This is a genomic window from Zobellia galactanivorans, assembly GCF_000973105.1.
In the GTDB taxonomy this organism is placed as follows: Bacteria; Bacteroidota; Bacteroidia; order Flavobacteriales; family Flavobacteriaceae; genus Zobellia; species Zobellia galactanivorans.
In genome coordinates, this window is record NC_015844.1 from 3,270,060 (window position 1) to 3,288,904 (window position 18,845).

Below are 18,845 nucleotides of genomic sequence, written 5' to 3' on the forward strand. Positions count from 1 at the left end.
TTAAACCTATGGTGTTCGATCAAAGGTCGCGGATAAGTTGTCTTTGAAGACTTCTTATGAGTTTAACGGGTTAATTTTCAAGTTATTGTAAGGTTTGTGCTAAATATTTTTTTTAATCCTGAAGGCTAAAAACACGCTTTAAAAGATCGGTTGTACGCGAAGCGGCATTGTTTCTTATTTCTTTTTCCTCGACCGCGATCATGGTGTAAACGCCCTTGAGTGCTTCTTGGGTAACATAGTCGGTCAAATCAGGGTTTACCTTCTTTGTAAGGGGTATGCTATTGTATTTTGAGATGAGGTTGCTCCATACCTTATCGGCACCTACTTTGTCGAAAGAATTTTTGATGACGGGGTTGAATTTGGCGTAGAGTTGGGTTTGTGTGGCCGAGGTGAGGTATTGGGTGGCGGCATCGTCACTACCTAATAAAATGTTCTTGGCGTCATTGAAGGTGATACCTTTTACCGCATCGACAAAAATAGGGGTAGCTTCACCTACGGCATCTTCAGCGGCCCTATTGATTACCTTTAAGCCTTCGTCGGCCAAATTTCCAAGTCCGATATCGCGAAGGGTCTTATCTACTTTTTGAAGTTCCTCGGGTAAAAGAATCTTTACGGCTTCGTTTTTTAGGAAGCCGTCTTCTTGTGTGAGCTTGCTCACTTGGCTTTTGATCCCTTTGTCAAGGGCTTGTCGTAGGCCGGCGGCAATTTGGTCATTGCCGAGGGCGGTTTGTCCTTGGGGCAATTGGTCTATAACTTGTTGAAGCTCGCCACAGGCCGTTAGGTTCAATGCGAGAAATAAGAGAAATATTTTTTTCATAGCTGCTTTTTTATCTATTAGGAAAATAAAAGTGTGGCCTACCCAAATGGGTACGCCTTTACTTTCTTTTATGGTTCGAATTATATTACGAAAAAATGACGGTCTTATTGTTGTAGACCATGGTCTTTCTTAGAATATGTAGTTTAACGGCCCTTGAAAGCACGATTTTTTCAAGATCACGGCCCTTGGCGATAAAGTCTTTGATGCTATGGGCGTGGGTTACCGTAGTAACGTCTTGTTCTATGATCGGGCCCGCATCGAGTTCTTCGGTAACGTAATGGCTGGTGGCCCCAATGATCTTGACACCGCGTTTAAAGGCTGCGTGATAGGGTTTGGCTCCCGCAAATGCCGGAAGAAACGAGTGGTGGATATTGATAATACGATTGGGGAAGTTACTAATGATTTTCGGACTTACAATTTGCATATACCTCGCCAAAACAATAAAGTCTACGCCGTGTTTCTTGAGTAGTTCCAATTGTTTCGTCTCCGCTTCGGCTTTGGTGTCCTTGGTTACGGGTATGTGGTAGAACGGAATGTCAAATTGTTCGGCAATAGGCTTAAGGTCGGGGTGGTTGCTGATAATGAAAGGAATCTCCACCTCGAGCTCACTAGAGTTGAACCGGCTTAAAAGGTCGTATAAACAGTGATTGTATTTTGATACGAAAATGGCCATCTTGGGCTTTATGCCGGCTTCATGCAAGCTCCATTGCATGTTGTATCGGTCGGCTAGTTCTTTTTGGAATTCCTTCTTGAACGTTTCTTTGGAAAACGTCGAAAGGTCAAAGTCACTGTCTAGACGCATAAAGAAAACATTTGCTTCTTTGTCGACATGTTGGTCTAAATATATGATGTTGCCATGGTGCTGATGTATGAAATTCGTGACAGCACTTATGATTCCCGCTTGATCGGGACAATGGATAAGAATGGTCGTTTTCAAAATCGATAGTTTAAAAATTCAAAATTAGAACTTTAAACTAACAATTTTAGTATAATTCGGGTTTTAAAACAAAATGGGGTACAGGGACTTAATTCCAGTAATTGGAGCCTCCATCGGGAAATGAACTTCGCCACTTTTTAAACGAACGTCTAAAGCTTTTGATTTCTTTTCGCAGTAGATTAAGGTATTCTTTTTCCTTTACACCATCTTTTTCAAGACCGGTACAATACGAATTAATGTTTCGTATCATGATATTGATAAAGCTGGCGCTCCTCATCCGTTCGATATGGCAACCGCTTATTTCGGCCAAGGCAATCTTCTTAGGTATCAGAATGGCATCGGTCAATAGTGAATCGGCAATGCTATCCCTATGGCTATTAGATTGGTAGAGTTTTAGAAGGTCTTTGTTCAAAGAAACATACGAAGCAATTTCCCTACTCATATGGCAGAGCTCTAGCGCTTTTTTATAGACGGGTATGTCGCGAAGATTCTTGTAAGACATTTTTCTTTTACTAGCAATTTTGTTTCATAAAGTTACGGCCAGTTTCGAACTTTTATCTTTAGAATCGAAAGCGATTTCATATATTAGCTTTAGATTATAAGGTTTTTATAACTTTTAGACACGAAAATGAATATAGATGATTTAAACTGGAAAATACTCAAATGTCTTCAGGCAAATGCGCGTGAAACCTTTGCCGATATCGGAAGGAAAGTCGGCTTAACGGCACCGGCAGTGGCGGAGCGAATCAAGAAGATGGAAGACCTGGGAATTATAGAGGGATATATTACTAAAGTGTCACATGCAAAGACGGGACATCATTTAAAGGCCATTATTACCCTTAGGGCCTTTATGGGGAAATTAAAACCCTTTTTAGAGATGGTGAAGACCTATAAAGAGGTGGTGAACTGCTACAGGATTACGGGTAACGAGAACATTGTAATGGAGGTAGTGCTGAAAGATCAGTTTCATTTGGAACGCTTTATCGATAAGCTGATTCAGTATGGGGAAACACGTACCCATATTATCCTTTCCAATGTGGTGTCAAGTGCGCCTATCGGGAAGAACACTTTTTAAAAATGTAACCTATTTTTTGGCAATTGGTCTTTAATTCGTGGTGTGGGCTATTTAAGAGTTCCTTATATTTAGCTTTCCGTTTTTTCGGAAGGACACACTGTACGAAATGAAACAATTGGGATTCTTGGCAATGCTGCTGTCTTCTTTTGGGCTATGGGCCCAAATACGCGTCGATGATACCACATATTCGGTGGAAGAATTGGTTCGTGATATCTTGGTGGATAGTAATTGTGCGGAAACATCCAATTATAGTTCAAAAACCGGGTCTGCGGAAGGTTTGAACGGTATTGGCTATTTTCAGGCCAATGGCACCGATTTTCCGTACGAGGAAGGTATTGTTCTTAGTACGGGGCGTGCCAAATTGGCCGAAGGCCCAAATGTCGATATCCATGATTCTGGTAGCGAAACGTGGGCCGGTGACGACGATTTACGGGCCATTACTAATTCTGACGCACTTTATAACGCCTCTTACATTCAATTTGATTTTGTTCCGTATGCGGACCGTATCACTTTCAATTTCCTGTTTGCTTCCGAAGAATACCAAGAGAACTTTCAATGTGTTTTTGGCGATGTCTTCGCTTTTATCTTGACCGACTCAAAAGGGGTCTCCAAAAATTTGGCGGTTATTCCGAATAGTGAACTTCCCGTTAGGGTAACCACGATAAGACCAGGGGTAAATGAGGAATGCTTGCCGCGTAATCTTGAATACTTTGATAAGATAAACGATGAAAATTCGGCTATATCTTTTCATGGGCAGACCAAAAGCTTTACGGCTGAATCAAAAGTGGTGCCCGGCGATGCTTATAATATAAAACTGGTGATTGCCGATAACCGCGATTCGCAGGTAGATTCGGCAGTATTTCTGGAGGCGGGAAGTTTTACTTTAGGGGCTGATCTAGGTGAAAATAGAACGGTGGAAGATGGTAATCCAATGTGTATTGGAGAGACGATAGTTTTGGATGCGACCGCTCAAGGTGTAAGTGATTATAGGTGGTATAAAGATGAAGTTGAGCGGGTCGAATGGGCCGGGTTGTCCAAGGTTGATGTTGCCGAAAGTGGGAAGTTTAGTGTAGATGTGGGGTTTTCCACATCTTGCGTCGCCAACGGAGGCTTGACACTTGAGTTTATTCTACCGCCTCAAATCATGTCGCCCCCTGTTTCTTTGAATTTTTGTGATGTCGATGCCACGGGTAAGCAGGTCGTTGACCTTACTGTTAATTCTGAACTCATATTGGGAGGGCAAGACCCTAAAATTTATCAGGTTACCTACTACTTGTCGGAAGAAGATGCACGGGCTTTTAAAAATGCTATAGGGAATCCGACCGCGTATGAATTGAGCAATGCTTCCGAAACGGTCTTTGTTCGAATATCGTCAGGAAATAGTTGTTACGAAATTGCAACGTTTGAATTGAAATTATTGGGAATTGATTTCCGGTCTGAGCTTCAAGAGGAATATGTCTTGTGTTTGGGGGCTGACGGGGAAACCCTTGAACCCTTGCCGGTTTTGGATACGGGGTTATCCACATCGGTATACAGCTTTGCTTGGTATAGAGGGGAGTTGTCCCCTGAAAACAAGATTGCCGATGCTAGCGATGCTTCTTTTACGGCAAGCGAAGCGGGTACTTATATTGTGCAACTTCAAAATATGGAGTTGGGGTGTGAATTTTCTTTGGCTGCCCGGGTGTTTGTTTCTCCTCGTGCGAAAGTGTTTGAAATTGATTTTGTTTCGGATCCCTTCGCCGAGAATACCACAATCGATATTGTGGCTGAAGGAGATGGGAATTATCTCTACAGTGTAGATGGCCTTGATTTTACCTCCGTTAATAGGTTCGAGGGCTTGTCGGCGGGGGAGCATACGGCGTACATAACCGATGCGTACAAGTGTAGCGTGCTTTCAAAAAAGTTTATGGTCGTTGATTTTCCGAGGTTCTTTAGCCCCAATGGTGATGGGGTCAATGATACATGGTCTATTATAAATGTTCCCCAAATGGAAAACCCCGAGGTGACGATTTATAATCAATACGGTATGCTGATGCGTCAATTGAGCGGGAATCTTGCATGGGACGGTACGTTCAACGGTGGTGCTGCCCCTTCGAATGATTATTGGTTCAGGATAGAATATACCAAAGATGGGGAGCGAAAGGAGTTTAAGAGCCATTTCTCCCTAAAAAGATAATCGCTGCCTTGTATATGTCCGTGTTATACCTGTAATTTTTTGTGATTTTTAATAAAAACACAAACTTTCTGTAGGAGAACGCTCGCTAATTATTAATTTTAATTTATGGATTTGGATAAAATTAATGAGTACGCTCAAATCGCAATAGATAAGGCGGTTTTCTATATACCTCGAATTTTCTTGGCCGGAATTATTTTATGGATCGGCTTTAAGGTGGCCGCGAAAGTGGTCGACCTCGTAAGAAAAGCGTTGGAACGAACGGGTTTCTCGGAAACCTTGCGTCCCTTTTTGTCATCGATAGTGGGGGTGCTTTTAAAGGGAACGGTTCTATTTGTTATAGCGACGGTGCTCGGTGCAGACCTTACGGGACTTTTTGCGATACTGGCCGCGGCAGCATTTGCCGTGGGTATGGCCTTACAGGGTAGCTTGGGAAATTTTGCCTCGGGCATCTTGATTTTGACGTTAAAGCCGTTTAAGGTAAACGATTGGATCCAGGTAGAGGATAAGTTCGGTAGGGTAGTGGAAATTGGTATTTTTAGTACCGATGTGCTGACGCCGGGCAATAAAATATTGATCATTCCCAATTCAATGATTACCGAATCGGTGGTGACCAATTATTCGGAAAAGGGTATGATCAGGTTGGAACTTGAGGTTACCATGCCTTATGAAGAAAGCTTTCCCAAGGTAAGGGAGGTGTTGGCAAGCTCGCTAAAGGAAGTTTCAAAAATTCTTCCCCAGCCCGAACCTGAAATCGGTATTTTAGATTTTGATTCGCACAACGTGCGATTAATTGTAAGGCCATACGTGTTGCCCGATGACTTTTGGGAGGTAACGTTTAATGCCAATAAAGCTATCAAGAAGGCCTTTAGCAGCAATGGTGTTAAAGTGGCTTACTCCGAAGGAGTGGAGATAGGTAAGATAGGCGAGTAGGTGTATTGTGGTGCATGGAGCTTGGCATATCGGATGAATGCCGTTATTTTTTGGCTAGATTTTTGATGATTCTATTTTTATGAAGAGAATACTACTGTTATTGGCTTTTGGGGTCGTTTTTACCTGTGTGGGCCAGAATATCAAATTGAAAAAAGGGGTGGTAATTGATTCTATCGCGGTCAACGATACGATAGCGGAAACCTTTGCCCTCTATTTGCCCAAGTCATTTGAACTTTCGAAACCTTGGCCGGTGATCTTCGTTTTCGATATGAACGGTAGGGGCAGACAGGCCTTGGCAATGTTCAGCGAGGCGGCCGAGGAACAGGGTTACGTTCTTGCTGCTTCCAACAATATTAGCGATACCTTGTCCATTTCTAAAAATATAGTGACCGCGAGCAGAATGTTCAGCACGGTGAACGCTATGTTGCCCATTCATAAAGATCGTGTCTATACGGGCGGTTTTGATGTGGGAGGCCGTTTTTCCACCTTGGTGCCCACTTTTGTCAAGGGGGTAGACGGGGTCGTTGCCTGTGGGGCTTCAATCGCCAATGTAGAGGTGCTTACGAGTAGAAATCCCTTTCATTTTATTGGAATTGTAGGTGATGAGGATTTTAGGTACCCGCAAATGTTGAAGGTTGAAAAGATTTTGAACCGGTTGAAGTTTCCCAATCAGTTGTTGGTTTTTGACGGGGGGCATGAGTGGCCCGACAGTAAGGAGCTTAGCGCTGCCCTTAAAATGTTGACCCTAGTGGCTATGGCAAAAGGCAATGTGGAAAAAGATCAGGCCTTTATTGATGAAAACTATGTCTCTGATTTTGTAAAGGTCAATAGGTTGTACACGGCCAATAGGCCCTTGTTGGCGGATAATCTTTTAGAGGAAATGACCGAGTTGTACCAGCCTTACCTCGCTTTGGATTCTATAAAGGCAAGTAGGAAAATTTTGCGTAAAAGTCGATTGTTCAAGAACCAAAATAGAACCCAGAATGCACTGCTTTTAAAAGAGGGTTTGATAAAGGAAGATTATAATTATTACTTGGAGGAAGATATTCTGACCTATAATTATAACAATTTGGGGTGGTGGAAGTATCAAATGGAGGAATTGCAGAAGTTTCAGGGAAGTTCAGAGGTGCTGCAGCAAAAAATGGGGAAACGTTTGGAGGGCTATGTCAAAGCCTTGGTTTCTGATAATATAGATGTAGTAAGTGTCGAAGATCCCGTAGATGGCGAGGCTCTCAATTTTTTATGGATGTTAAAGACCATCGTAGAGCCTGAAAATTATGAGAGCTACCTCAAGGTTATATCCTATGCGGCTAAAACCGATGACTATGGCACGGCGCTCTTTTATCTGGAGGAGTTGTTGAAGAAAGGTTATGCCGATCGTAGCAAGCTCTATTCCCTTGAAAATACGGCTTTACTCCGTATAACACCGGAGTTTAATGAACTGGTGGAAAAATATCTTAAAAGCGCACGCTATAACATTATTGAAGAGTAGAGGGGTCAGTCTATTATGAGGTGTGGGGTTTTCTCAAGATTCCAATCTATTACTAAACCTTTTGCCAGGGCGTCGGCAACTTCTTTTCCGTATAGGTACTGGCACAAATAGAGAGCGGCTTCAAAACTTTTGGCGCCTCCTGCAGAAGTAATGTATTTTCCATCGTGAACGAAGAGAACGCTATCGGCGACCTTTAAATCAGGAAACATTTTTTTGTAGGCTTTGATATCACTGGGGAATGTCGTTGAGGTTTTTCCTTTGAGCACACCAGCTTTGGCCAAAACAAAAGCGCCATCGCAATGACTGGTCATAAATAGGGCCGAGCGATCTGTTTTTTGCACAAAATCGAGCATTACGGTATCTTTTAGGTCCATATCCAAATGGTGTTCTGCGCTTGGTATTACTAGAATGTCTATTGGGGGCAATTCGTCTTTGGTGTAGTCAAAATCGGGTAATAGGCGTATGCCTTCAAAAGTGGTAATGGGGTTTAAGGTGTTGGCTATGGTAAAGGTATTCATGGCCTTGATGTTTTTTCTGAATTTGGTATGCTGAAAAATATCTAAGGGAGCTGTTAGTTCGGTATTGAAGGTGCCGTCCATGATAAGGAAGGCTACGTTATAACGATGGGGTAAAATTTCGGGTGAAATTCTTTTCGAATCTGCTTTTGGTCCGGCTTTTTCTTTTGGTGAGGTGCACGAACAGAATACGATTAGTGCCAGTAAGATAGGATAAAGTGGCTTCATTTTAATTTTTTTAAGCTGCAATGTACAATCGGTTCAATTAGGTTAATCACTTATTGTTGTATTTTTGTTGCAAAAATTGACTATATGCGAATTCTAGTTTTGATTCTTCTCTTTGGGGTTTTTGGGTGTAAGACCGATAAAAAGTATCACGATACATCGGAAGAAAGCGAAGTATTGGTAGAGGTAGATGCGCTTCAGGCTATTTTGGATTATCAGAAAGAAATGAACGAAGAATTTAAAAACCCTGAAACGTCGCCCTTACCCGACCGTTATCGAAAGGATTTTGAGGCTTTGGATTTCTTTGCTCCCGATACCAATTATATTGTAACGGCCAAGTTTGTCCGTACTCCCGAAGCATTGCCCTTTATGATGCCCAGTACTACAGGTGATGCCTCGGAGGAGACCGTTTATGGTATCGCCCATTTTACCTTAAATGGAAAGAACAGGCAGCTGGAGGTGTATCAAAACAAGGAATTGATGCAGCAAGAGAAGTATGGGGATTATTTGTTTTTGCCGTTTACCGATAATACCAATGGAAGGGAAACTTATACAGGCGGGCGGTATATCGATTTGACCATACCTGATGGTGATACTATAGTTATTGATTTCAATAAGGCCTATAATCCGTATTGTGCCTATAATAAAAAGTTCTCTTGCCCTATTGTACCCAGTGTGAATAATTTGGATACCGAGATTCGTGCCGGGGTAAAAGCTTTTGAACCTCATAAAAAATAAAGACCCCAACGTTAAACGTCGGGGCCTTTACTTGAATTAGCTTTAAATTATAAACACTTAACCATTATAATTCTTTTTTAGAAAGAGTAGACCGCAGCCAACACAAAAGAAGAAAGACCTCCAATTGGGTTTCCATCATTGTCAATGAATACTTCTTCTGAAGCACTGTCTAATCTTAATTCCGGCTTGATGATCAGGTCACCAATAGTTGCGCTACCGGTAAGGGTTACAGCAAATACACTTGCGTCACCATCAGCATCTGATCCACCAACTGCTCCAAAGGAATCGGTTTCAGCAAAATACTCACCTCTTAGACCTATTGAGAAAGTGTCGGAAGTGGCCAACTGTGGGTAAACAGCCAAACCTGCAAAGCTACCAACACCGTCATCTTCGTCACCATCAAAATAAGCAGCGTTCAGTCCTAGGAAGAAAGTATCGGAAAGGTCAAAACCACCTGTGAAATCTACTTCGTAAGAACCGTTATCAATAAGAAGGTTCAAGTATTGACCACTGTAGCCTAACTGAGCACCCCAAGCATATTGTCCTGTTGGGTTGAACTCTGTAAGGTCAGTTGGGTTCATTACCGCTAACATTAAGCTGAAATCATCAGATAAAGCAAAATCAGCTTTTAGTCCCGTGTGTGAAAACGGACCGTATGAGAACAAGTAAGATGTGCTGTAGTTAAAGTTGGCAACCGGAGAGATAACCTCGTAACCTAAGAAGGTATTAAAGTTACCAAAGGTTAATGTTACGGCATCACTTACGTTCCAGTAAGCATACAACTGGTTAACGATGTTTCCGGTAGAAGAATACATTGGAGAAGCAAAAATGGCATCCGTTCCTCTTGGGCCAAAAACCAAATCGGCAACAAAACCTACTTTTTCACCTTCGTAAGCACCAATAACATTGGCCATACCTAAGGCAAATCCTGGTAGGTTAGCGAATGAGCTTCCTGGAGCTTGGGCATCTTCTCCGTTAGGTGCATTTAAATTTGCTCTATAATAGGCATCAACAGAACCACTGAAAGAAAATTTTGGCTTTGATTCTTCTTCTTCCTCCTGTGCAACAACAGCAGTTGCAGAGAAAAGCATCAATGCTAGGAAAAATAGATTTTTTACGTATTTTGTATTTGTAATCGCTTTCATTTGAATTTAATTTAGTTATCCCTGTTGTAGGATGATTAGTTGGAATCTGTAAAGATTTTGAAAGGGTTATATAACGGAGCGTTTGGCAGAACGCTCCGTTTCTAATTAATATGCTTATTCGTTTATGAAATCTGGGTAGGCGTCCATTCCATGTTCGTGAATGTCAAGGCCTTCAATCTCTTCTTCCTTGCTCACTCTCAGTCCCATTATCGACTTCAAGGCTCCTAAGATGATAAATGTGCATACGACACAGAAGACACCTATGATCAACACGCCATATAGCTGCGTCATGAATTGTTCGCCTCCGGCTTTGGCTCCGAAGATACCTACTGCCAATGTTCCCCAGATACCACATACCAAGTGAACGGCAACGGCACCTACAGGGTCGTCTAGTTTTAATTTGTCAACCAAGGAAACGGCAAGAACAATTAGTAGGCCGGCTAAGAACCCGATGGCTACGGCTTCGTTGGGGGACATTAGGTCGGCCCCTGCCGTGATACCTACAAGACCACCAAGAATACCATTAAGGAACATGGTCAAATCGAGGTTCTTGTATAATATGGTAGATAAGATCATGGCTCCGAAGCCACCTGCTGCTGCTGCTAAACTTGTGGTAACCAATACTAAGGAAGTCAATTCTGGGTCGGCGGATAGTACAGAGCCACCGTTAAAACCAAACCATCCTAACCAAAGGATAAGTACACCTGCCGTTGCCATAGGTATGCTATGGCCCGGTATGGCCTTGGGCTTACCGTTTTCATCGAATTTACCGATACGTGATCCTAGTAAGAAGATAGCGACCAATGCGGCCCAGCCTCCTACAGAGTGAACTAATGTAGAACCTGCGAAATCATAGAAACCCCATGAATCCAAGAAACCACCGCCCCATTTCCAGGCGCCTACTATAGGATATACAAATCCTACGTAAATCACGGTAAAAATCATAAAGGCACCGATTTTAATACGTTCCGCAACGGCACCGGATACTATGGTTGCTGCCGTAGCTGCGAACATACCCTGAAATAAGAAGTCTGTCCACCAAGTGTAACCGCCATCGGCGTATTCTGGGGTCATTCCGTTTTCTGGGGCGGCAATACCGAAGCCGGCGAATCCGAATATACCTGAGGATCCTTCTTCGAAACCGGGGTACATCATATTAAAGCCCCATGCGTAGTAAAGTAAAAGTCCACCTGTAATAATAAAGATGTTCTTAAATAATATGTTTATTGTATTTTTTTGTCTGGTAAGACCGATTTCTAAAAAGGAAAACCCGGTGTGCATGAAGAATACCAAGGCGGTAGCCAACATCATCCAAACGTTATTTGCTGTAAATAATCCTGCGTCCATTTTTTTAAAGTTTAGTTATTGGTGTTTTTAGTTGATTCCGGCTTGCCCGCTTTCTTTGGTCCTTATTCTATAAGCATCAATGATTTCTGAAACAAAGATTTTTCCATCACCGACATTGCCGGTGTAGGCTGCTTCAAGAATGGTGTCGACAGTACGCTGCACAAACTCATCCGATACTACTATAGAAAGATACCTTCGTTGAATGTCGCTCGTGCTATAAGAGATTCCCCTATACACGTGACCTTGCTTTTCGTTTCCGACTCCGGTTACATCCCAGTAACTGAAGAAGTTGACCTCTATTTGATGCAACGCCTTCTTGACGTCGTCAAACTTCGATTTTCTAATGATTGCCTCGATTTGTTTCATAATAGTTGTATTAATTAGAGAAACAAATGTATGTTAAAAGAATTAACACCCATAAAATTTGGGGGTATATGTATTAATTTTTATGTTTATAGGAATTATACCCCCTTAAAATTTGGGGGTATTGAATTAAAAACAATCAAAAATGCATATTTAGCCATCTGATTTACGATTTTTTGAAGGAATATTTAGAAAAATCGATAAAATCTACCAGATAGGTTAATAATAACAGTTTGCTTGCTTAAAACTTTAGGTTTTTAGTAAAGAGGGGTGTGTTTGGTTGAAAAAACCTTAATTATATAAGTTTTGATAACCAAAGGCCGAGTGCGACCGCTAGAATTCCAATTACTATGCTGGAAATCAGGTAAATGAAGAAAAAGGTCAGCTCGCCTGAGTTTAAAAGCGAGTGTTTTTCAAATGCAAATGTGGAAAAAGTGGTAAAGCCTCCGCAGAAACCCGTAGCGAATAAGAGGGTTTGGTTCGGGGTCAAATAGTTGGTCTTAAGGGAGAGTCCTAGAATGAAGCCGATCAATAGGCAGCCGAGAACATTGACCAAAAAAGTACCTAAAAAGAAATGTTGAAAGTAATTGTTGAGTGATTTGGAAACTAGATAGCGAAGTATGCTACCTATGCCACCACCAAAGAATACGAGTAACAATTGTTTCATCGGTGCAAATTACGTAAATAATTTATCAGATGAACAGTACCCGTTCGAGTTATTGGTTAAACCGCTTTCTTGAATTTGGAAGACAGACTGTTTAAAGGGTATACTTTAGAAGACACATCTTTTGATGTGTTTTCCTCAGTTTTTTTACCTCCGCTGGATACGCTGTTTAAACTGAATACCATAAACAATGCGTTAGCTCCTACTAATATTAAAAGTATTGTAAAAAAAGTCATCATAATTTACCCCCTTTGAATACATAACGCAAAATTACGCCATTTGTTATATTATACGCAAACAAACGGTTTTTGGTCGTTAAAAATCGCACTTTTAACGGAGTGGTAGTATTTGTCTTAATTTTTAAGGAAATGCTTAAGAAAGAGTAGGATAATTATGAAGGTTATAAATAAAACACCTACCCATATTACGCCTTTGTAGTTCTTTGCGTGTAATTTTTTGTCTTTTTTGTAAGCTAAAAAGATGATTATGATAAAACTAATCGCAAATAGCGCGGCAAAAACGATTTGTCCGGTAGAGAACATATTCTTTATTTTTGGGCAAAATTACGCTATTATTGGCAGAAACTATTTTTTAAATCAACACAACTATAGATGAAAAACAAAATAAGTGCCGTCGAACTTTTTCACACTTCTTTCGGACTGGGGGTATCGAAAACCATGCGGGCCGATTTGGGAGAGAAAAAAAACCTGCTCAGGTTCAATTTAATGGACGAGGAGAACAAAGAATATTTGGAGGCTGCCAATGATAACGATCTGGTAGAAGTTGCCGATGCATTGGGCGATATGCTCTACATCCTCTGTGGTACCATTATAGAACATGGTATGCAGCATAAGATCGAAGAGGTGTTCAATGAAATACAGCGCAGCAATATGAGTAAGCTGGGGGCCGATGGAAAGCCTATTTACCGTGAAGATGGTAAAGTGCTCAAAGGGCCGAACTATTTTAAGCCCAATATCTCCAAAATACTTGAAAACTAAACTTAAAGGATTTTAAAGTATAAAAAAACGGTCGCCATTTTTATGGTCGACCGTTTTTTATGTATCCTCATAGTGATAGGTGTCCGTAAAAAAGTCCTGCTTTTTACAGGCCTACCCTCCATCCGAAGGGGTCTTCGGCACGGTTATACTGAATATCGGTAATGTCTTTCTTTATTTGCGAAGCGAAGCTTGATTCAAGCTCGGGCAAGTCATAATCGACTCCTTTGTATCCGAATCCTGAAATTGGGGAAACGACCGCTGCGGTACCTGCACCGAACATTTCCTTGAGTCTTCCGTTTTTGGCGGCTTCGATAACCTCGGTAACGGTAATTTTCCGAACTTCTGTCTTTATGCCTTTCTTCTCGGCAAGTTGAAGGATGCTTTTTCGTGTAATACCATCTAATATACGGTCACTGGTAGGGCCGGTGATTAGGGTATCGTCAATGCGGATAAAAATATTCATCGCACCGGCTTCTTCAATGTATTCGTGGTTGTGGTCGTCTGTCCAAACAACTTGACTGTACCCTTTGGCTACGGCCAATTGGGTAGGATAGAACTGACCCGCATAGTTGCCGCCAGTCTTGGCATAACCGACTCCGCCATTGGCTGAACGGGAGTACTTTTCCTCAATAAGTACCTTGACCTTTCCTGAGAAATATGAACCGGATGGCGCAAGGCAGATGATAAATTTATAGGCATCGGCAGGAGAGGCGTGAAAGCCATTTCCCGAAGCGAAAATAAAAGGTCTGATGTACATAGAACTTCCTTCGGTCTGTGGAATCCATTGGTTGTCCACTTCCAATAAAGTCTTTAGTCCTTCCATAAAAAACTCTTCTGGCAACTCGGGTATGGCCATACGTTTTGCCGAGATGTTCAATCTTTTAAAGTTTTCCAAGGGTCTAAAGAGCCATGTTTTGTTGTTGTCGTCCTTGTAGGCTTTCATGCCTTCAAAGATAGACTGCCCGTAATGAAATATCTTTGCCGACGGGTCAAGGCTGATGGGCTGATATGGGATTACCTTAGGGGTTTCCCAGGCGCCATCTTTATAATCGCAGACCAGCATATGATCGGTAAATACGCTACCAAAAGCAAGATTGTTAAAATCTACTTCTTCGATCTTTGATTTTTTTACCTTTTCAACGCTGATGTTTTGCATGGTCGAGTTCATAACTTTTGAATTAAAGGATTAAAATTAACGATTTATCCGTATTCGTTCTTCTTTTTTCGTTTAAAAATGTCCAGTTTTGCACTACTCATCTAATTTTTGTCAGAAATGCGTGTATTTAACATTTTACTTGCGGTTTTTGCGCTTGTTTTTGCTTGCAAAGGCCAAGAACATGAAAAGGCTGTGTCAGGGAATGGCGGCTATGAGGTGATAGGTAAGCGGTTGGAACCCAATGACCTATTGTCAAGCGATGAAATGGCGCAAAAATTTCAGGAATTGAAGGTCAACGATACGCTGCGAACAAAGTTCAAGGCTACGGTTACCGATGTTTGTAAGGTGAAAGGCTGCTGGATGAAATTGGCCTTGGAAGATGGAAAAGAGACCATGGTACGTTTTAAGGACTATGCTTTTTTTATGCCCAAGGATATTCAAGGAAAGGAAGTAGCCGTCAATGGTTATGCTTTTGTCGAGGCCATGAGCGTAGAGGACCAAAGACACTATGCCAAAGATGCCGGTATGCCAAAGGAGGAAATAGAAAAGATTACCGAGCCCAAGAAAATCTATAGTTTTGAGGCGGACGGGGTCTTGATAGAAAAACACTGATTTGGAAAGAAAGATCATAACTACCGGTGATGGCTCCAAAACCATTCAGATTACCGATTGGGACGAGCAATACCACTCAAAGCACGGTGCTGTACAAGAAGCTTATCACGTTTTTATAAAACACGGACTGGCCCTCTTTACCGGAAAGGATATTTCCATTTTGGAAATTGGCTTTGGTACGGGACTTAACGCCCTAATAACGTATATCGAATCTGAAAAGAACGGTGGTCGGCTAAGGTATACAGGGGTAGAGGCCTATCCGGTTTCCGAAGTGGAAATGGCACAACTCAATTATATAGGGGAACTCGATGCCGAGGCCTATGAAAATGACTTCAAACGGATGCATAACTCGGATTGGGGATGCGACATTCATATTTCTAATGACTTCATGCTTCGGAAGGAGCAGAAGTTTTTTGCAGATATCACAGATGAAAACGCATTTGATCTGGTCTATTTTGACGCCTTCGGGGCCCGTGTTCAACCTGAACTGTGGACGGAGGATATATTCGCCATTATGTACAGGGCCATGCGAAAAGACGGGGTGCTTGTCACCTATGCCGCCAAGGGCAGTGTAAGGCGAGCCATGCAAGCTGTTGGTTTTGAGGTGGAACGACTACCTGGTCCACCCGGAAAAAGGGAGATGTTAAGGGCGCGAAAGTAGCTAGGGAACTTAATTAAAAGTTAAGGAAATGTGCTATATCGGATTTTCTTAACATATAGGCGTGGTTTAGTGTTAAATCGGAATTAAATGGGGTGTAGGTGGTGCTGGGATCGTATATCTTTGACTTATGAGAATACTGATTACAGGAGCGACAGGTCTGGTGGGCAGTGCAATTGTGGAGCAATGTCATAAAAATGATATTGCCGTAAATTATTTGACGACAAGTAAGAAGAAAATTGCCTCTGAGCCAGATTATAAAGGTTTTTATTGGAACCCTAACAAGGGCGAGATAGACCTTGAGTGCTTTGAGGGGGTTACGGCCATTATTAATTTGGCCGGCGCCAGTATATCGAAGAGGTGGACTTTAGCCTATAGAAAAAAAATTATCTCGAGCAGGGTCAATTCTTTGAGAACCTTGCATTCTGCACTCGAAAAAGTAGACCATCAAAATATTCTGTCTTTTGTTTCGGCTTCGGCTATCGGGGTTTATCCAGATTCCTTAAGCCGATACTATACCGAAGAAGAAAAAGCGGTAGATGATAGTTTTTTGGGGGAGGTTGTAAAAGTTTGGGAAGAGGAAATCGATAAATTCAAAAGTTTTTCGTTCAGTGTAGCCAAGGTAAGGATAGGCTTGGTCATGTCATGTAAGGGCGGTGCTCTGCCCGAAATGGCCAAACCGGTCAAGCTTTACTTGGGCGCGGCATTCGGCAGTGGGGAGCAATGGCAGTCATGGATCCATATTTCCGATTTGGCCCGTATCTTCATTTTTGTATTGGAGCATGGCCTGAGCGGAGTTTATAACGGGGTGGGTCCCAATCCCGTTACCAATGCCAAGTTGGTAAAAGAAATAGCCAAGGTGTTTGATAGGCCGCTTTGGTTGCCCAACATCCCAAAGTTTGTCATGCGATTGTTGCTGGGTAAAATGTCCTACATCCTCTTTGCGAGTCAACGGGTCAGTTGCAAAAAAATAGAAGAAGAAGGTTTTAGTTTTGAATATCCCAACGTGTGCGTTGCCCTTGAAGGTATTTATAAAAGTGCCGAATGTGCCGATGCGTCAGGTATGCAAACCTTTAATAAAGAATATGTTTCCTAAACGGTTCTAAGATACTAACGTTCAAAACATCTGCAATTTGCAGGTGTTTTTTGTTTTAGGGCGTATGGGTGTGGTTTGTGGTAAGTAAGCTAGTCGGTCATGAAGGCCATAGGACCGTCTTTTTTTGGTGACATTTTGACATTTTTAAAGAAATGGCAGTACTTTTGCCAACCAAAACACGAGAATTCAAATTCAAGTAGAAATGAGCGATAAAGAAAAAGCTGAAGACTTTGAAGAAGTTGTTGATCAAGAGGAACAAACGGAAGTAGAGTCTGCGAACGATATAGAACAAGAAGAAGATATGCAAGAAGAGCTTAGTGTAGAAGAACAGTTAAGGGAAGATCTTGCAAAAGAGAAAGACAAATTCTTGCGTTTGTTCGCGGAGTTTGAAAACTTCAAAAGACGAACTTCAAAAGAAAGAATGGACCTGTTCAAAACAGCGGGGCAAGAAATTATTATTTCATTGTTGCCGGTCTTGGACGATTTTGAGCGTGCCTTGAAAGAGATGGCCAAATCTGAGGACAAGGAAATGTTCAAAGGAGTGGAATTGATTCGGGTGAAATTCCGTGAAACCCTAAAATCAAAGGGCTTAGAGGAAGTTCATGCTGAGGTGGGAGATGCGTTTGATGCAGAAATACACGAGGCCATTACACAGATTCCCGCGCCGAACAAAAAGCTCAAAGGTAAGATTGTTGATGTAGTCGAAAAAGGATTTAAGCTGGGCGATAGAATTATCCGTCACCCCAAAGTGGTGGTCGGAAACTAAAAGAAAAGGATGAAGGAAGATTATTACGAAATACTTGGCATCAGTAAAAATGCCAGTGCAGCGGAGATAAAAAAAGCATATAGAAAAAAGGCTTTGGAATTTCACCCTGATAAAAACCCAGGTGATTCTAGGGCGGAGGAAATGTTCAAGAAGTCTGCGGAGGCCTACGAGGTGCTGAGCAATCCTGACAAAAAAGCACGTTACGACCAGTTTGGCCATGCGGCCTTTGATGGTTCTGGAGGCTTCGGTGGCGGAAGCATGAACATGGATGATATCTTTAGCCAATTCGGCGATATTTTCGGTAGTGCTTTCGGTGGAGGTGGTTTCGGTGGCTTTGGCGGCGGAGGCGGTGGCCAGCGCAGGGTCAAGGGGAGCAATCTGCGCATTCGTGTTAAGCTGACCCTTGATGAAGTGGCCAATGGCGTTGAAAAGAAAGTAAAGGTCAGACGAAAAGTTCAGGCCAGTGGCGTTACCTATAAAACATGTGGTACGTGTAACGGTAGGGGGCAGGTTACCAAAATAACCAATACCATCTTAGGACGTATGCAGACCGCAGCTACCTGTAGCACTTGTGGGGGTAGTGGTCAGATATTGGACAAAAAACCGAGCGACGCCGATGCTCAAGGCCTGAAAGTTTCCGAAGAGACCGTAGCAATCAATATTCCTGCAGGGGTAGAAGAGGGGATGCAGTTAAAAGTACCGGGCAAGGGTAATGACGCTCCCGGTAATGGTATTCCCGGTGATTTGTTGGTAGCCATAGAGACCATTGATCACGCTACGCTAAAACGTGAAGGGGATAATTTGCATTATGACCTGTACATCAGTTTTTCCGAGGCTGTTTTAGGTACATCAAAAGAAATTGATGCCGTTGGTGGCAAGGTGCGTATTAAACTTGAACCAGGGATCCAATCGGGTAAAATATTACGATTAAGGGGTAAGGGTATATCCAGTATTAACGGCTATGGTAGCGGTGACCTACTGGTGCATGTAAATGTCTGGACGCCAAAAGAACTCAATAAAGAACAGCGAGACTTCTTCGAGCGAATGCAGAACAATGAAAATTTTGTGCCAAAACCTGAGAAATCTGATAAGTCTTTCTTTGAAAAAGTAAAAGATATGTTCTCTTAATTCAATT

20 protein-coding genes are annotated in these 18,845 nt (G+C 42.1%); 11 read left to right on the forward strand and 9 right to left on the reverse strand.

All coding sequences use genetic code 11. The features are described 5' to 3' along the window. Nucleotides 1-112 precede the first annotated feature (112 nt). From ZOBGAL_RS13280 to ZOBGAL_RS13290, 3 genes are all read right to left on the reverse strand, one after another. On the reverse strand, nt 113-817 hold the full coding sequence (locus tag ZOBGAL_RS13280; protein WP_013994145.1) for a DUF4197 domain-containing protein: 705 nt from the start codon (nt 815-817) through the stop codon (nt 113-115). 85 nt (nt 818-902) lie between these two features. Continuing rightward, nucleotides 903-1,754, reverse strand: a complete 852-nt coding sequence (gene purU, locus ZOBGAL_RS13285; protein ID WP_013994146.1) for a formyltetrahydrofolate deformylase — start codon at nt 1,752-1,754, stop codon at nt 903-905. 88 nt (nt 1,755-1,842) lie between these two features. Beyond that, nucleotides 1,843-2,256, reverse strand: a complete 414-nt coding sequence (locus ZOBGAL_RS13290) for a hypothetical protein (protein WP_013994147.1) — start codon at nt 2,254-2,256, stop codon at nt 1,843-1,845. A gap of 126 nt (nt 2,257-2,382) precedes the next feature. Here ZOBGAL_RS13290 and ZOBGAL_RS13295 point away from each other — a divergent pair, with 126 nt between their 5' ends. The 4 genes from ZOBGAL_RS13295 (at nt 2,383) to ZOBGAL_RS13310 (ending at nt 7,427) form a co-directional block, all read left to right on the forward strand. Next, entirely contained in the window at nt 2,383-2,829 is a 447-nt protein-coding gene (locus tag ZOBGAL_RS13295; RefSeq protein ID WP_013994148.1) for an Lrp/AsnC family transcriptional regulator, read from the forward strand. A gap of 106 nt (nt 2,830-2,935) precedes the next feature. Then, nucleotides 2,936-5,005 (forward strand): T9SS type B sorting domain-containing protein, encoded by a 2,070-nt coding sequence (locus tag ZOBGAL_RS13300; protein WP_013994149.1) that lies wholly within the window; start codon nt 2,936-2,938, stop codon nt 5,003-5,005. Nucleotides 5,006-5,110: 105 nt separating this feature from the next. Further along, nucleotides 5,111-5,935, forward strand: a complete 825-nt coding sequence (locus ZOBGAL_RS13305; RefSeq protein ID WP_013994150.1) for a mechanosensitive ion channel family protein — start codon at nt 5,111-5,113, stop codon at nt 5,933-5,935. A 79-nt stretch (nt 5,936-6,014) separates the two neighbouring features. Continuing rightward, the gene (locus ZOBGAL_RS13310; RefSeq protein ID WP_013994151.1) at nt 6,015-7,427 is read left to right on the forward strand and encodes an alpha/beta hydrolase; all 1,413 of its coding nucleotides are present in this window, start codon (nt 6,015-6,017) and stop codon (nt 7,425-7,427) included. A 5-nt stretch (nt 7,428-7,432) separates the two neighbouring features. Here ZOBGAL_RS13310 and ZOBGAL_RS13315 read toward each other — a convergent pair whose 3' ends face one another. Next, nucleotides 7,433-8,170 (reverse strand): DJ-1/PfpI family protein, encoded by a 738-nt coding sequence (locus ZOBGAL_RS13315; protein WP_013994152.1) that lies wholly within the window; start codon nt 8,168-8,170, stop codon nt 7,433-7,435. An 84-nt stretch (nt 8,171-8,254) separates the two neighbouring features. Here ZOBGAL_RS13315 and ZOBGAL_RS13320 point away from each other — a divergent pair, with 84 nt between their 5' ends. Continuing rightward, nucleotides 8,255-8,905: a DUF1684 domain-containing protein gene (locus tag ZOBGAL_RS13320; RefSeq protein ID WP_013994153.1), complete on the forward strand. Its 651-nt coding sequence runs from the start codon at nt 8,255-8,257 to the stop codon at nt 8,903-8,905. A 77-nt stretch (nt 8,906-8,982) separates the two neighbouring features. On the opposite strand, the gene ZOBGAL_RS13325 is transcribed toward ZOBGAL_RS13320, so the two are convergent. From ZOBGAL_RS13325 to crcB, 4 genes are all read right to left on the reverse strand, one after another. Further along, nucleotides 8,983-10,050: a porin gene (locus ZOBGAL_RS13325; RefSeq protein WP_013994154.1), complete on the reverse strand. Its 1,068-nt coding sequence runs from the start codon at nt 10,048-10,050 to the stop codon at nt 8,983-8,985. A 114-nt stretch (nt 10,051-10,164) separates the two neighbouring features. After that, nucleotides 10,165-11,397: an ammonium transporter gene (locus ZOBGAL_RS13330; protein WP_013994155.1), complete on the reverse strand. Its 1,233-nt coding sequence runs from the start codon at nt 11,395-11,397 to the stop codon at nt 10,165-10,167. A gap of 27 nt (nt 11,398-11,424) precedes the next feature. Then, nucleotides 11,425-11,763 (reverse strand): P-II family nitrogen regulator, encoded by a 339-nt coding sequence (locus tag ZOBGAL_RS13335; RefSeq protein ID WP_013994156.1) that lies wholly within the window; start codon nt 11,761-11,763, stop codon nt 11,425-11,427. A gap of 292 nt (nt 11,764-12,055) precedes the next feature. After that, nucleotides 12,056-12,427 carry a fluoride efflux transporter CrcB gene (gene crcB / locus ZOBGAL_RS13340; protein ID WP_013994158.1) on the reverse strand — a complete coding sequence of 124 codons (372 nt, stop codon included), beginning with the start codon at nt 12,425-12,427 and terminating at the stop codon, nt 12,056-12,058. A gap of 608 nt (nt 12,428-13,035) precedes the next feature. Between crcB and ZOBGAL_RS13350 the strand changes: the two genes are divergently transcribed. Then, nucleotides 13,036-13,422: a pyrophosphohydrolase domain-containing protein gene (locus ZOBGAL_RS13350; RefSeq protein WP_013994160.1), complete on the forward strand. Its 387-nt coding sequence runs from the start codon at nt 13,036-13,038 to the stop codon at nt 13,420-13,422. 103 nt (nt 13,423-13,525) lie between these two features. Here the strand turns inward: ZOBGAL_RS13350 and ZOBGAL_RS13355 are convergent, their stop codons facing one another. After that, the gene (locus ZOBGAL_RS13355; RefSeq protein WP_013994161.1) at nt 13,526-14,590 is read right to left on the reverse strand and encodes a branched-chain amino acid aminotransferase; all 1,065 of its coding nucleotides are present in this window, start codon (nt 14,588-14,590) and stop codon (nt 13,526-13,528) included. Between the two features lie 105 nt (nt 14,591-14,695). On the opposite strand from ZOBGAL_RS13355, the gene ZOBGAL_RS13360 reads away from it, so the two are divergent. The 5 genes from ZOBGAL_RS13360 (at nt 14,696) to dnaJ (ending at nt 18,838) form a co-directional block, all read left to right on the forward strand. Next, complete coding sequence (locus ZOBGAL_RS13360; RefSeq protein WP_013994162.1) at nt 14,696-15,190, forward strand: DUF4920 domain-containing protein; 495 nt, start codon at nt 14,696-14,698, stop codon at nt 15,188-15,190. Nucleotide 15,191: 1 nt separating this feature from the next. Continuing rightward, nucleotides 15,192-15,851 carry a tRNA (5-methylaminomethyl-2-thiouridine)(34)-methyltransferase MnmD gene (gene mnmD / locus ZOBGAL_RS13365; RefSeq protein ID WP_013994163.1) on the forward strand — a complete coding sequence of 220 codons (660 nt, stop codon included), beginning with the start codon at nt 15,192-15,194 and terminating at the stop codon, nt 15,849-15,851. 127 nt (nt 15,852-15,978) lie between these two features. Continuing rightward, entirely contained in the window at nt 15,979-16,944 is a 966-nt protein-coding gene (locus ZOBGAL_RS13370) for a TIGR01777 family oxidoreductase (RefSeq protein ID WP_013994164.1), read from the forward strand. 202 nt (nt 16,945-17,146) lie between these two features. Beyond that, the gene (locus ZOBGAL_RS13375) at nt 17,147-17,710 is read left to right on the forward strand and encodes a nucleotide exchange factor GrpE (RefSeq protein WP_013994165.1); all 564 of its coding nucleotides are present in this window, start codon (nt 17,147-17,149) and stop codon (nt 17,708-17,710) included. 9 nt (nt 17,711-17,719) lie between these two features. Then, the gene (gene dnaJ, locus ZOBGAL_RS13380) at nt 17,720-18,838 is read left to right on the forward strand and encodes a molecular chaperone DnaJ (protein WP_013994166.1); all 1,119 of its coding nucleotides are present in this window, start codon (nt 17,720-17,722) and stop codon (nt 18,836-18,838) included. Nucleotides 18,839-18,845: the final 7 nt, after the last annotated feature.